This is a genomic window from Tenacibaculum retecalamus (assembly GCF_027941755.1).
GTDB lineage: Bacteria > Bacteroidota > Bacteroidia > Flavobacteriales > Flavobacteriaceae > Polaribacter > Polaribacter haliotis_B.
On record NZ_CP115916.1, the window covers coordinates 766,202 to 779,107 of the forward strand.

Below are 12,906 nucleotides of genomic sequence, written 5' to 3' on the forward strand. Positions count from 1 at the left end.
AATTAGGTTCTTGAAAAATTACTCTATAATAGATAGGTTGTTCTGTTTAAAAATAACTTACTGGTATTTGAATAATTAGAAATTAATTGTATATTTGCACACTCTTTTTAAAAGAGTAATGTTAGTACAAATTAAAAACAAGTAATAATAGTATGCCAACTATTCAACAATTAGTTCGTAAAGGAAGAACCAAAATAACTAAGAAGAGTAAATCGGCTGCATTACAAGCTTGTCCTCAGAGACGTGGAGTTTGTACGCGTGTGTATACCACTACACCTAAGAAACCTAACTCAGCGATGAGAAAGGTTGCAAGGGTAAGATTAACAAATGGTAACGAAATTAACGCGTATATTCCAGGAGAAGGGCACAACTTGCAAGAGCACTCGATAGTATTAGTTAGAGGTGGAAGGGTAAAAGATTTGCCAGGAGTTAAGTATCACGTAGTACGTGGTGCATTAGATACTGCAGGAGTTGAGGGTAGAACCCAACGTAGGTCTAAGTACGGTGCAAAACGCCCAAAGAAGTAAAAACAATCAATTAACTTTTTTAATGTAAAGACATGAGAAAAAGAAAAGCGAAAAAAAGAGTTCTTTTACCAGATCCAAGGTTTAATGACCAATTAGTAACACGTTTTGTGAATAACTTAATGTGGGACGGTAAAAAATCTGTAGCTTTTAAAGTATTTTACGATGCAATGGATATCGTAAACGAAAAGAAGACTGACGAGGAAAAAACAGCCTTAGAGGTTTGGAAAGATGGTTTGTCAAATGTAATGCCACACGTAGAAGTTCGTTCTCGTCGTGTAGGTGGAGCAACATTCCAAATCCCAATGCAAATTCGCCCAGACCGTAAAGTGTCTATGGCAATTAAATGGATGATTACTTATACGCGTAAGCGTAATGAGAAAACAATGGCACAGCGTTTAGCTGCTGAGATCTTAGCTGCGGCTAAAGAAGAAGGAGCTGCTGTTAAAAAGCGTACAGACACTCATAAGATGGCTGAAGCTAACAAAGCATTCTCACACTTTAGATTCTAAGAAATGGCTAGAGATTTAAAATTTACTAGAAATATTGGTATTGCTGCGCATATTGATGCAGGTAAAACCACTACGACAGAACGTGTATTGTATTATACAGGTGTTAGTCATAAAATAGGTGAGGTGCATGATGGTGCCGCAACTATGGACTGGATGGAGCAAGAGCAAGAAAGAGGTATTACAATTACTTCTGCTGCTACTACTTGTGAGTGGAAATTCCCATTAAACAATGGTGAGTCTACAGATGAAACAAAAGGATATCACTTTAATATTATTGATACTCCAGGTCACGTTGATTTTACAGTAGAAGTAAACCGTTCGTTAAGAGTACTTGATGGATTAGTTTTCTTATTTAGTGCAGTTGATGGTGTTGAGCCTCAATCTGAAACTAACTGGAGACTTGCTGATAACTATAAAGTACCACGTATCGGTTTCGTTAATAAAATGGACCGTCAAGGATCTAACTTTATGGCAGTATGTCAGCAGGTTAAGGATATGTTAAAGTCAAACGCAGTGCCAATTGTTATGAACATTGGTGATGAAGATGAGTTTAAAGGTATTGTAGATTTAGTGAAGAACCGTGCTATAGTATGGCATGATGCTACACAAGGTGCTACTTTCGATATCGTAGATATACCAGAAGAATTAAAAGAAGAAGCTGCTGAATTAAGAGGTAAACTTATTGAAGAAGTTGCTGCTTATGATGAGAATCTTTTAGAGAAATTTATGGAGGATGAAGACTCTATTACTGAAGAAGAAGTGCATGCTGCGCTTCGTGCTGCAGTTATGGATATGTCTATCATTCCTATGATTTGTGGATCAGCGTTTAAAAATAAAGGTGTACAGTTCTTATTAGATGCTGTTTGTCGTTATTTACCTTCTCCTTTAGATAAGGAAGCAATCGTTGGTACTAACCCAGATAATGGTGAAGAGATTTCTCGTAAGCCAGATGTAAAGGAGCCTTTCGCTGCTTTAGCATTTAAAATTGCTACCGATCCTTTCGTAGGTCGTTTAGCATTCTTTAGAACATATTCTGGTCGTTTAGATGCAGGTTCTTATGTTTTAAATAACCGTTCAGGTAAAAAAGAACGTATTTCTCGAATCTACCAAATGCACGCTAACAAGCAAAACGCTATCCCTTTCATTGAAGCAGGAGATATCGGTGCAGCAGTAGGTTTTAAATCTATTAAAACAGGAGATACTTTATCTGATGAAAAGCATCCTATTGTTTTAGAATCTATGGACTTCCCAGATCCAGTAATTGGTATTGCGGTTGAGCCTAAAACTAAAGCAGATGTAGATAAATTAGGAATGGCTTTAGCTAAATTAGCAGAAGAAGATCCTACATTTACTGTAAGAACAGATGAAGCTTCAGGGCAAACTATTATCTCAGGAATGGGAGAGTTACACTTAGATATTATTGTTGATCGTTTAAAACGTGAATTCAAAGTAGAGGTTAACGAAGGTCAGCCTCAGGTAGAATATAAGGAAGCAATTACAGCAGCAGCTGAACATAGAGAAGTTTTCAAAAAGCAATCTGGTGGACGTGGTAAATTTGCTGATATAGCATTTACTATGGAGCCTGCTGATGAAGGGGTTCAAGGTTTAGTATTTGAGTCTGTAATTAAAGGTGGTAACGTTCCTAAAGAATTTGTTCCTTCTGTAGAGAAAGGATTCAAAGAAGCTATGAAGAACGATCCTTTAGCTGGATATGAAATGGATTCAATGAAAGTAACTTTAAGAGATGGATCTTTCCACCCTGTGGATTCTGATGCATTATCTTTTGAGTTAGCTGCAAAAATGGGTTATAAAGCTGCTGCAAAAGCTGCTAAAGCCAGAATTATGGAGCCATTAATGAAAGTTGAAGTGTTAACTCCTGAAGAAAACATGGGAGATATCGTAGGAGATTTAAACAGAAGAAGAGGTCAGGTTAACGACATGAGTGATCGTGCCGGATCTAAAGTTGTAAAAGCATTAGTTCCATTATCTGAAATGTTCGGATATGTAACTGCTTTAAGAACAATGTCTTCTGGTAGAGCTACTTCTACTATGGAATTTTCTCACTACGCAGAAACTCCATCAAATGTTTCTGAAGATGTAATAGCAAAATCTAAAGGTTAATAAGATATTAAGATGAGCCAAAAAATTAGAATTAAATTAAAATCTTACGATTATAACTTAGTAGATAAATCTGCTGAAAAAATCGTAAAGACAGTAAAGTCAACAGGAGCTGTAGTTAACGATCCTATTCCTTTACCAACAAATAAAAAGATTTTTACAGTATTACGTTCACCACACGTAAACAAAAAATCTAGAGAACAATTTCAATTATCTGCTTACAAAAGATTATTAGACATTTATAGTTCTTCTTCGAAAACTATTGATGCTTTAATGAAACTTGAGTTACCAAGTGGAGTTGAAGTTGAGATTAAAGTATAAGTAAATAACTAACTTTCGGTTTAATTTTTTTAAACCGAAAGTTAGTTATACTTTTGCGCACCGGAATTAACGTTCTGCGGTGTAAAAATGCTGATTTATTCAGTATTTAACATGTCCTGAGGGTTTCGCGAAGGAAAAATGGTAAAAACAAATTCAGAGTGAAGATGTTTTTCGCTCTTTTTTTTGTGTGAAATTTAAAGGGAAAAACTGAAACATTTGTTTCAAAATAATTATTATTAATAGACGCGCTGGATAAATAAAATCTATCGTCTTAAAATTAACAAGTATGTCTGGGTTAATAGGTAGAAAAGTAGGTATGACCAGCTTATTCGATGAGAACGGGAAGAATATTCCTTGTACTGTAATCGAAGCAGAGCTATGCGTGGTTACCCAAGTCAGAACCGAAGAGGTAGACGGCTATAGTGCGTTACAACTTGGTTTCGATGACAAAAAAGCAAAAAGCTCTAATAAAGCTTTAGATGGACACTTTAAAAAAGCTGGTACATCTGCTAAGAAAAAAGTCATTGAATTTCAAGGGTTTGACGGAGAGTATAAATTAGGTGATTCAATTACTGTTGAGCACTTTACTGAAGGAGAATTCGTAGATGTTTCTGGTGTTTCTAAAGGTAAAGGTTTTCAAGGTGTTGTTAAGCGTCATGGATTTGCCGGTGTTGGTCAAGCAACGCACGGTCAACATAACCGTTTAAGAGCTCCTGGTTCGATTGGTGCTGCATCATATCCTGCAAGAGTATTCAAAGGAATGCGAATGGCAGGTCGTATGGGTGGAGACAAAGTAAAAGTTCAAAATTTAAAAGTATTAAAAGTGGTTGCTGATAAGAATCTTATCGTAGTAAAAGGAGCAATTCCTGGTCACAAGAATACTTTTGTAACTATCGAAAAATAATGAAAGTAGCAGTTTTAGATATTACAGGAAAAGATACCGGTAGAAAAGTTGAACTTTCTAACGAGGTATTTGGTATTGAACCAAACGATCACGCAATTTATTTAGATGTAAAGCAGTACTTGGCGAATCAAAGACAAGGAACTCACAAGTCTAAAGAAAGAGCTGAAATCGCTGGTAGTACAAGAAAGATTAAGAAGCAAAAAGGAACAGGTACAGCACGTGCGGGTTCAATCAAATCTGGAGTTTTCAGAGGTGGTGGACGTATGTTTGGACCAAGACCAAGAAGTTATTCTTTTAAGTTAAATAAAAACTTAAAGCGTTTAGCGCGTAAGTCTGCTTTAAGTATTCAAGCAAAAGATAGTAATTTAGTAATTGTTGAAGATTTCAATTTTGAAACTCCAAAAACTAAAGAATTTATCAATGTTTTAAAAGCTTTAGAGTTAGATACTAAAAAATCTTTATTCGTATTAGGAGACGAAAGTAACAATGTTTACTTATCATCTCGTAACATAAAAGGATCTAAAGTAGTAAATGCTACAGGAGTTAATACTTACAGTGTTTTAAACGCTAATAAAGTAGTTATTTCTGAAAGCTCTTTAGAAGGAATTCAAATTAACTTAAGTAAATAGGGAAAGATATGAGTATTTTAATTAAACCTATTATTACGGAAAAAGCAACAAAAGATAGCGAGGTATTTAATCGTTATGCATTTGTTGTGAATAGTAAGGCTAATAAATTAGAAATCAGAGGAGCTGTAGAAGCTACTTATGGTGTAACAATTAAGTCTGTTAAAACCATGAACTATCCTCTTCAAAGAAATACTAAGCACACTAAAAAAGGTTTAGTAACAGGGATAACTAGTGGATACAAAAAGGCAATCGTTCAGTTAGCTGAAGGAGAGACTATTGATTTTTATAACAATCTTTAAGAAAAGACAAAATGTCAGTTAGAAAATTAAAACCAATAACACCAGGTCAGCGTTTTAGAGTTGTAAATGGGTTCGACACCATAACAACTGATAAGCCGGAGAAAAGTTTACTTGCTCCGAAAAAACGATCTGGAGGTCGAAACAACCAGGGTAGAATGACAACACGTAACATTGGTGGTGGTCATAAACAAAAATACCGTATTATTGATTTCAAAAGAAATAAACAAGGTATCCCTGCAACAGTAAAAACTATAGAGTACGATCCAAATCGTACTGCATTTATTGCTTTACTTAGTTATGCTGATGGTGAGAAGCGTTATGTAATTGCACAAAACGGTTTAAAAGTAGGTCAAGTAATCGTTTCAGGTAAAGGATTAGCTCCAGAAGTGGGGAATGCTTTATATTTAAGCGAAATTCCTTTAGGTACTACAATTTCTTGTATTGAGTTACACCCAGGTCAAGGAGCTGTTATGGCTCGTTCTGCAGGTTCATTTGCTCAATTAATGGCAAGAGATGGTAAGTATGCAACAGTTAAGTTACCTTCAGGTGAAACAAGATTAATCTTGTTAACTTGTATGGCAACAATCGGGGTTGTATCTAATTCAGATCACCAATTACTAGTTTCTGGTAAAGCTGGTAGATCTAGATGGTTAGGTAGAAGACCAAGAGTTAACGCTGTACGTATGAATCCAGTTGATCACCCAATGGGTGGTGGTGAAGGACGTTCTTCAGGAGGACATCCAAGATCAAGAAACGGTATTCCAGCTAAAGGGTTTAAGACTAGATCTAAAACTAAAGCTAGTAATAAGTATATTATAGAACGTAGAAAGAAATAAACCATGGCAAGATCATTAAAAAAAGGACCTTTCGTTCACTATAAGTTAGAGAAAAAAGTGTTAACTAACGTTGAAACTGAGAGCAAATCAGTTATCAAAACTTGGTCAAGAGCAAGTATGATTACTCCAGATTTCGTTGGGCAAACAATAGCTGTTCATAACGGACGTCAGTTTGTACCAGTTTACGTTACTGAAAACATGGTAGGTCATAAATTAGGCGAATTTTCACCAACACGTTCTTTTAGAGGGCACGCTGGTGCAAAAAATAAAGGTAAAAAATAGTAGGAAATTATGGGAAGTCGTAAACATAACATGGCAACACAGTTAAAAGAAGCAAGAAAGTCTAAAGCTTTCGCTAAAATAACTAATTGTCCTACATCACCAAGAAAAATGCGTTTGGTAGCAGATTTAGTAAGAGGAGTAGAGGTTGAAAAGGCTTTACAAATCTTAAAGTTTAGTTCAAAAGAAGCATCAAGAAACTTAGAGAAATTGTTAATGTCTGCAATAGCAAACTGGCAAGCTAAGAATGAAGATGCAAGTATCGAAGATGCTGGATTATTCGTTAAGTCTATTTTTGTAGATAGCGCAGGTATGTTAAAAAGATTAAGACCAGCTCCACAGGGGCGTGCACATAGAATTCGTAAGCGTTCTAATCACGTTACTTTAGAGTTAGGAGCTAAAAATAAAAGTAATTAATCAAAGTAGAAATGGGACAAAAAACAAATCCAATAGGAAATCGTTTAGGAATTATCAGAGGATGGGAATCTAACTGGTATGGTGGAAATGACTACGGAGATAAATTAGCTGAAGATGACAAAATAAGAAAGTATATTAATGCTAGATTATTTAAAGCAAGTGTATCAAGAGTAATTATTGAGCGTACGCTTAAACTTGTAACCGTTACTATCACTACTGCACGTCCAGGTATCATTATTGGTAAAGGAGGTCAAGAGGTAGACAAGTTAAAAGAAGAACTTAAGAAAATTACAGGAAAAGAAGTTCAAATTAACATTTTTGAAATTAAGCGTCCAGAATTAGATGCTAAATTAGTAGCAGCTAGTATTGCTCGTCAAATTGAAAATAGAATTTCTTACAAGCGTGCTACTAAAATGGCTATTACTGCAGCAATGAGAATGAATTCAGAAGGGATTAAAGTCCAAATTTCTGGTCGTTTAAATGGAGCAGAAATGGCACGTTCTGAGCATTATAAAGAAGGAAGAATTCCTCTTTCTACTTTTAGAGCAGACATTGATTACGCACTTGTTGAGGCACATACACAATACGGAAGATTAGGTATTAAGGTATGGATCATGAAAGGTGAGGTTTATGGAAAACGTGAATTATCTCCATTAGTAGGATTATCTAAACAAAAAGGTGGTGCTAATAAAGGTGGTGGAAACAAACGTCAACAACCTCGCAGAAGAAAATAATTTTTAAAATTAGAAATTAAAAATGTTACAGCCAAAAAGAGTAAAATACCGTAAGGTACAGAAGGCGAAAGGAAATATGAAAGGTAACTCTGGTAGAGGTGCTCAACTTTCTAACGGAATGTTTGGTATCAAATCATTAGATCAGAATTTACTTACCTCTCGCCAAATAGAGGCAGCTCGTATTGCGGCAACTCGTCACATGAAGAGAGAAGGACAGCTTTGGATTAAGATATTTCCAGACAAGCCTATTACTAAGAAGCCATTAGAAGTACGTATGGGTAAAGGTAAAGGTGCTCCTGACCATTTTGTGTCAGTTATTAAACCAGGTAGAATTTTGTTTGAAATTGGTGGAGTACCAATGGATGTGGCAAAAGAAGCTTTACGTTTAGCTGCACAGAAACTTCCAGTGAAAACGAAGTTTGTTATTGCAAGAGATTTTGATTTTAACGCTTAATTCTATATACAATGAAACAATCAGAAATTAAAGAATTAACCACTACCGACTTACAAGGAAGGTTAGTGACGTTAAAGAAAAATTATACGGATCTTAAGATGGCTCACGCCATAACTCCATTGGAAAACCCAATGCAGATTAAAAGCTTAAGAAAAACTGTAGCAAGAATTGCTACAGAGTTAACTAAAAGAGAATTACAATAATTCTAGTCAGTTTTAAAGATGGAAAAAAGAAATCTTAGAAAAGAGAGAATAGGTGTAGTATCTAGTAGCAAAATGGAGAAATCTATTGTTGTTAATGAGGTAAAAAGAACCAAGCACCCAATGTATGGTAAATTCGTATTAAAGACGAAAAAGTACGTTGCACATGACGAGAATAACGACTGCAACGAAGGAGATACAGTTAGGATAATGGAAACACGTCCTATGAGTAAATCTAAACGTTGGAGATTAGTAGAAATCTTAGAAAGAGCTAAATAATATGTTACAGACAGAATCAAGATTAAGAGTCGCAGATAACACTGGAGCAAAAGAAGTTTTAGTGATAAGAGTTTTAGGAGGAACAAGAAAGCGTTACGCTAGCGTTGGAGATAAAATTGTAGTAACTGTAAAGTCTACATCTCCAAACGGAAGTGTTAAAAAAGGTCAAGTATCTCGCGCAGTTGTTGTTCGTACTAAAAAGGAAATTAGACGTAAAGACGGATCATACATCAGATTTGATGATAATGCTTGTGTACTTTTAAATCCTACAGAGGAAATGAGAGGAACTCGTGTATTTGATCCTGTTGCCCGTGAATTACGTGATAAGCAATTTATGAAGATAGTATCATTAGCACCTGAAGTGCTTTAAATCGACATTAAGATGAAGAAGTTCAAAATTAAATCAGGAGATACTGTTAGAGTATTAGCAGGAGATCACAAAGGATCGGAAGGGAAAGTTTTACAAATCCTTAGAGATAAGGACAGAGTGTTAGTAGAAGGTGTTAATATGGTGTCTAAACACACTAAGCCAAGTGCTGCTAGTCCTCAAGGAGGAATTGTAAAAAAAGAAGCTTCTTTACATATATCAAACTTAGCGTTAATCGAAAACGGTGAAGCTGTAAAAGTTGGTTATAAAGTAGAAGGAGATAAGAAAGTTAGATTTTCAAAAAAATCAGATAAAGCAATATAACAATGAGTTACGTACCAAGATTAAAAGAAGAGTACAAGAGCAGGGTTATAAGTGCTCTTACTGAAGAATTCGGTTATAGTAATGTAATGCAAGTACCTAAATTACAAAAGATTGTTGTAAGTAAAGGTGTTGGTGCAGCTATAGCAGATAAGAAATTAATTGAATACGCTATTGATGAGTTAACTACAATTACAGGTCAAAAAGCAGTTTCAACGATATCTAAGAAAGATGTTGCAAACTTTAAATTACGTAAGGGTATGCCAATTGGTGCAAAAGTTACGTTAAGAGGAGTTAAAATGTACGAATTTTTAGATAGATTGGTTACCGCTTCTTTACCACGTGTAAGAGATTTTAACGGAATCAAAGCGAATGGTTTTGATGGTAGAGGTAATTACAATTTAGGAATTACTGAACAAATCATTTACCCTGAAATTAATATTGATCAAGTAAAAAAGATTAGTGGTATGGATATTACTTTTGTAACATCTGCAAACACTGATAAAGAAGCTAAATCATTATTAGGAGAATTAGGTTTACCATTTAAAAAAGAACTAAGAGACATGGCTAAAGAATCAATGAAAGCGCGTGAGCGCAAAAGAGCTAAAACGGTTGCTAAATATGCTGAAAAAAGAAAAGCTTTAAAAGAAGCTGGAGATTATGAAGCATTACAGAAGTTACCAAAAAATGCTTCTCCGGTAAGAATGCATAACCGTTGTAAGTTAACGGGACGTCCTAAAGGATATATGCGTCAGTTCGGAGTTTCACGTGTTACTTTTCGTGAAATGGCTAACCAAGGATTAATTCCAGGTGTTAAAAAAGCGAGCTGGTAAACAGCCCTTTTATTATAATTTTAAAAAGCATATCGCAATTTTGTGATATGCTTTTTTTTATGTTTTAAAAAGTGAATTTATAGTAGTTTATTAAACTTTAATCTCAGCATATTAGTCAATAAATTAAGACTCAAAATGATAAGACTTTAAAATGATGGATTTCTAATAAATTTATGTATATTTGCATTCTGTTTTTATAGGGTAAATTATGCCTTGTAAGTAAATACTACTAAAAAGTATAATGCTTATGAGATTTACTTAAAAAACAAAAAATGAATATTAACTGGTTTCAGGTTTGATAATTGCTGATTTTCATACTGTAAATAGCGTTTATTGAATACCAAAACCGAAATTTAATTAATTATGTATACAGATCCAATCGCGGATTTTCTTACTCGAGTTAGAAATGCTATCGCAGCAAATCACCGAGTAGTCGAGATTCCTGCTTCAAAATTGAAGAAGGAAATGACGAAAATTTTGTTCGATCAAGGTTATGTTTTAAGCTACCAGTTCAATGACGATAAAGTTCAGGGAACAATCAAGATAGCTTTAAAATATGATCGTGATACGAAAGAATCAGTAATCAGAAAAATTCAAAGAATTTCAACACCAGGTTTACGTAAGTACGTTGGCTCGAAAGAGATGCCAAGAGTATTAAACGGTTTAGGTATTGCTATTGTTTCTACATCTAGAGGTGTAATGACAAACAAAAAAGCTAAACAAGAAAACGTTGGTGGTGAAGTATTATGTTACGTTTATTAATCACTTTGTACGATGAGTAGAATAGGAAAAAATCCAATCGCATTACCACAAGGTGTTGAAGTTAAAGTAGACGGAAATGTGGTTACAGTAAAAGGTAAATTAGGAGAATTAACTCAAGAGTTAAAATCTGAAATTACTGCAAAAATTGAAGATGGTGTTTTAACAGTTGAAAGAACATCAGATAGTAAAGATCATAGAGCAGCACACGGTTTATATCGTGCTTTAATCAGTAACATGATTGAAGGTGTTTCTAATGGTTATACTAAGGAATTAGAATTAGTAGGTGTAGGTTATAGAGCATCTAACCAAGGGCAAAAATTAGATTTAGCTTTAGGTTTTTCTCATAACATTGTTTTAAATTTAGCAAAAGAAGTTAAGGTTGAAACAATATCTGAAAAAGGTAAAAATCCAATCATTAAATTATCTTCATTTGATAAGCAATTAGTTGGTCAAGTTGCAGCTAAAATTCGTTCTTTCCGTGCTCCAGAGCCATATAAAGGAAAAGGAATTAAGTTTGTAGGAGAAGTATTAAGAAGAAAAGCAGGTAAATCTGCATAATAAATAAGAGAAATTATTATGGCATTATCAAAGCTTGAAAGAAGACAACGAATTAAGTATAGAATTAGAAAAATCGTTACAGGAACAGCTGCTAAACCTAGGTTATCAGTTTTTAGAAGTAACAAAGAAATCTATGCTCAATTAATTGATGACGTTGCTGGTGTAACATTAGCATCTGCATCATCAAGAGATAAAGAAATTACATCTGGTTCTAAAACAGAAGCTGCTACTGCAGTAGGTAAAGCAATTGCTGAAAAAGCTGCTGGTAAAGGTGTTGAAACTATTTCTTTCGATAGAAATGGGTTTTTATATCACGGTAGAATTAAAGTATTAGCAGAAGCTGCTAGAGAAGCTGGTTTAAAATTTTAAGAAATTATATTATGTTAGGATATAAAAACGTAGAAAGAGTAAAACCAAGCGGATTAGAGCTTGTAGATAAATTAGTAGGTGTACAGCGTGTTACCAAAGTAACTAAAGGTGGTAGAGCATTTGGTTTCTCTGCAATTGTAATAGTTGGAGATGGTAACGGAGTTGTAGGTCATGGATTAGGAAAATCTAAAGATGTTGCTTCTGCAATTGCTAAGGCAATAGAAGACGCTAAGAAGAGTTTAGTAAGAATTCCTCTTTTAGATGGAACTTTACCTCACGAACAAAAAGGTAAATTTGGTGGTGCGAAAGTATTTATCAAGCCAGCCTCACATGGTACGGGAGTTATCGCCGGTGGTGCAGTACGTTCAGTATTGGAATCAGTTGGTGTTAAAGACGTATTATCAAAGTCTCAGGGATCATCAAACCCTCACAATGTTGTAAAAGCAACTTTTGATGCTTTATTACAATTACGTAATGCTGCAACTATTGCTAAGCAAAGAGGTATTTCTTTAGAGAAAGTTTTTAACGGTTAAAATTTAAGACGATGAGTAAAATTAAAGTTACACAAGTAAGAAGTAAAATTGGTCGCCTTAAAAGTCAAAAATTAACCTTAAAGGCGTTAGGTTTACGTAAAATGAATCATACTGTAGAACACAATGCAACAGCATCTATTTTAGGTATGGTAAAAACAGTTTCACACTTAGTTTCTGTAGAAGAAATTAAATAAGACAATATAAGATGAGTTTACACAACTTAAAACCTGCAGTAGGATCGACAAAGAGCGGTAAAAGAATCGCTCGTGGAGAAGGTTCTGGACACGGAGGTACCTCTACAAGAGGTCATAATGGTCAGAAGTCTCGTTCTGGTTATTCTCGTAAAATAGGATTTGAAGGAGGACAAATGCCACTTCAAAGACGTGTACCTAAATTTGGTTTCACAAACATTAATCGTAAAGAGTATGTTGGTGTTAATTTAGATAAGTTACAAGGATTAGTAGAAAACGGAAAAATTACAGATACAGTTACTTTAGAGGTTTTAGTAGAAAACCGTTTAGCTCGTAAAAACGATTTAGTAAAAATACTAGGTGGTGGTGAGTTAAAAGCTAAATTAAACATAACTGTACATAAATTTACTGCAACAGCAAAAGCGGCTATTGAAGCTGCCGGTGGTGAAGTAGTTACATTATAAGA

Annotated in this window: 23 protein-coding genes and 1 pseudogene; all 24 read left to right on the forward strand. The window is 34.6% G+C overall.

Going from position 1 to position 12,906, the window contains the following annotated elements; genetic code table 11:
- The first annotated feature begins 152 nt into the window (after positions 1-152).
- The 24 genes and pseudogenes from rpsL (at position 153) to rplO (ending at position 12,904) form a co-directional block, all read left to right on the forward strand.
- Positions 153-527, forward strand: a complete 375-nt coding sequence (rpsL, locus tag PG912_RS03705) for a 30S ribosomal protein S12 (RefSeq protein ID WP_028887479.1) — start codon at positions 153-155, stop codon at positions 525-527.
- Positions 528-559: 32 nt separating this feature from the next.
- Entirely contained in the window at positions 560-1,036 is a 477-nt protein-coding gene (gene rpsG, locus PG912_RS03710) for a 30S ribosomal protein S7 (protein WP_260584985.1), read from the forward strand.
- Positions 1,037-1,039: 3 nt separating this feature from the next.
- Positions 1,040-3,157 carry an elongation factor G gene (gene fusA, locus PG912_RS03715; RefSeq protein WP_275688536.1) on the forward strand — a complete coding sequence of 706 codons (2,118 nt, stop codon included), beginning with the start codon at positions 1,040-1,042 and terminating at the stop codon, positions 3,155-3,157.
- A gap of 12 nt (positions 3,158-3,169) precedes the next feature.
- On the forward strand, positions 3,170-3,475 hold the full coding sequence (gene rpsJ, locus PG912_RS03720) for a 30S ribosomal protein S10 (protein ID WP_275688537.1): 306 nt from the start codon (positions 3,170-3,172) through the stop codon (positions 3,473-3,475).
- A 286-nt stretch (positions 3,476-3,761) separates the two neighbouring features.
- Positions 3,762-4,379, forward strand: a complete 618-nt coding sequence (gene rplC / locus PG912_RS03725; RefSeq protein WP_275688538.1) for a 50S ribosomal protein L3 — start codon at positions 3,762-3,764, stop codon at positions 4,377-4,379.
- The gene (gene rplD, locus PG912_RS03730; RefSeq protein ID WP_260584998.1) at positions 4,379-5,008 is read left to right on the forward strand and encodes a 50S ribosomal protein L4; all 630 of its coding nucleotides are present in this window, start codon (positions 4,379-4,381) and stop codon (positions 5,006-5,008) included. The genes rplC and rplD overlap by 1 nt, the downstream gene beginning before the upstream one ends.
- Positions 5,009-5,016: 8 nt before the next feature.
- Complete coding sequence (gene rplW, locus PG912_RS03735) at positions 5,017-5,307, forward strand: 50S ribosomal protein L23 (RefSeq protein ID WP_260584999.1); 291 nt, start codon at positions 5,017-5,019, stop codon at positions 5,305-5,307.
- 11 nt (positions 5,308-5,318) lie between these two features.
- Positions 5,319-6,143: a 50S ribosomal protein L2 gene (gene rplB / locus PG912_RS03740; RefSeq protein WP_260585001.1), complete on the forward strand. Its 825-nt coding sequence runs from the start codon at positions 5,319-5,321 to the stop codon at positions 6,141-6,143.
- A gap of 3 nt (positions 6,144-6,146) precedes the next feature.
- On the forward strand, positions 6,147-6,425 hold the full coding sequence (rpsS, locus tag PG912_RS03745) for a 30S ribosomal protein S19 (RefSeq protein WP_028887472.1): 279 nt from the start codon (positions 6,147-6,149) through the stop codon (positions 6,423-6,425).
- A gap of 9 nt (positions 6,426-6,434) precedes the next feature.
- Positions 6,435-6,839: a 50S ribosomal protein L22 gene (gene rplV / locus PG912_RS03750; RefSeq protein WP_260585003.1), complete on the forward strand. Its 405-nt coding sequence runs from the start codon at positions 6,435-6,437 to the stop codon at positions 6,837-6,839.
- Positions 6,840-6,850: 11 nt separating this feature from the next.
- Complete coding sequence (gene rpsC / locus PG912_RS03755; protein ID WP_260585004.1) at positions 6,851-7,573, forward strand: 30S ribosomal protein S3; 723 nt, start codon at positions 6,851-6,853, stop codon at positions 7,571-7,573.
- 22 nt (positions 7,574-7,595) lie between these two features.
- A complete protein-coding gene (rplP, locus tag PG912_RS03760) occupies positions 7,596-8,027 on the forward strand; it encodes a 50S ribosomal protein L16 (RefSeq protein ID WP_218771188.1) in 432 nt (143 codons plus the stop codon).
- Between the two features lie 11 nt (positions 8,028-8,038).
- The gene (rpmC, locus tag PG912_RS03765; RefSeq protein WP_028887468.1) at positions 8,039-8,230 is read left to right on the forward strand and encodes a 50S ribosomal protein L29; all 192 of its coding nucleotides are present in this window, start codon (positions 8,039-8,041) and stop codon (positions 8,228-8,230) included.
- Positions 8,231-8,248: 18 nt separating this feature from the next.
- Entirely contained in the window at positions 8,249-8,506 is a 258-nt protein-coding gene (rpsQ, locus tag PG912_RS03770) for a 30S ribosomal protein S17 (RefSeq protein ID WP_068703444.1), read from the forward strand.
- Position 8,507: 1 nt separating this feature from the next.
- Positions 8,508-8,876 (forward strand): 50S ribosomal protein L14, encoded by a 369-nt coding sequence (rplN, locus tag PG912_RS03775; RefSeq protein ID WP_275688539.1) that lies wholly within the window; start codon positions 8,508-8,510, stop codon positions 8,874-8,876.
- A 12-nt stretch (positions 8,877-8,888) separates the two neighbouring features.
- Entirely contained in the window at positions 8,889-9,197 is a 309-nt protein-coding gene (rplX, locus tag PG912_RS03780; protein ID WP_260585010.1) for a 50S ribosomal protein L24, read from the forward strand.
- Between the two features lie 2 nt (positions 9,198-9,199).
- Positions 9,200-9,745, forward strand: a pseudogene (gene rplE, locus PG912_RS03785) (50S ribosomal protein L5); the annotation flags it as partial.
- 12 nt (positions 9,746-9,757) lie between these two features.
- Entirely contained in the window at positions 9,758-10,027 is a 270-nt protein-coding gene (gene rpsN / locus PG912_RS03790) for a 30S ribosomal protein S14 (RefSeq protein WP_028887463.1), read from the forward strand.
- 363 nt (positions 10,028-10,390) lie between these two features.
- Complete coding sequence (gene rpsH, locus PG912_RS03795) at positions 10,391-10,789, forward strand: 30S ribosomal protein S8 (RefSeq protein WP_260585019.1); 399 nt, start codon at positions 10,391-10,393, stop codon at positions 10,787-10,789.
- A gap of 12 nt (positions 10,790-10,801) precedes the next feature.
- On the forward strand, positions 10,802-11,347 hold the full coding sequence (rplF, locus tag PG912_RS03800) for a 50S ribosomal protein L6 (protein WP_260585020.1): 546 nt from the start codon (positions 10,802-10,804) through the stop codon (positions 11,345-11,347).
- Positions 11,348-11,365: 18 nt separating this feature from the next.
- A complete protein-coding gene (gene rplR, locus PG912_RS03805; RefSeq protein WP_260585021.1) occupies positions 11,366-11,716 on the forward strand; it encodes a 50S ribosomal protein L18 in 351 nt (116 codons plus the stop codon).
- An 8-nt stretch (positions 11,717-11,724) separates the two neighbouring features.
- Positions 11,725-12,249 (forward strand): 30S ribosomal protein S5, encoded by a 525-nt coding sequence (rpsE, locus tag PG912_RS03810; RefSeq protein ID WP_101903633.1) that lies wholly within the window; start codon positions 11,725-11,727, stop codon positions 12,247-12,249.
- A gap of 11 nt (positions 12,250-12,260) precedes the next feature.
- Positions 12,261-12,443, forward strand: coding sequence for a 50S ribosomal protein L30 (gene rpmD / locus PG912_RS03815; RefSeq protein WP_260585025.1), 183 nt, complete (start codon positions 12,261-12,263; stop codon positions 12,441-12,443).
- An 11-nt stretch (positions 12,444-12,454) separates the two neighbouring features.
- Positions 12,455-12,904 carry a 50S ribosomal protein L15 gene (gene rplO, locus PG912_RS03820; RefSeq protein WP_260585026.1) on the forward strand — a complete coding sequence of 150 codons (450 nt, stop codon included), beginning with the start codon at positions 12,455-12,457 and terminating at the stop codon, positions 12,902-12,904.
- Positions 12,905-12,906: the final 2 nt, after the last annotated feature.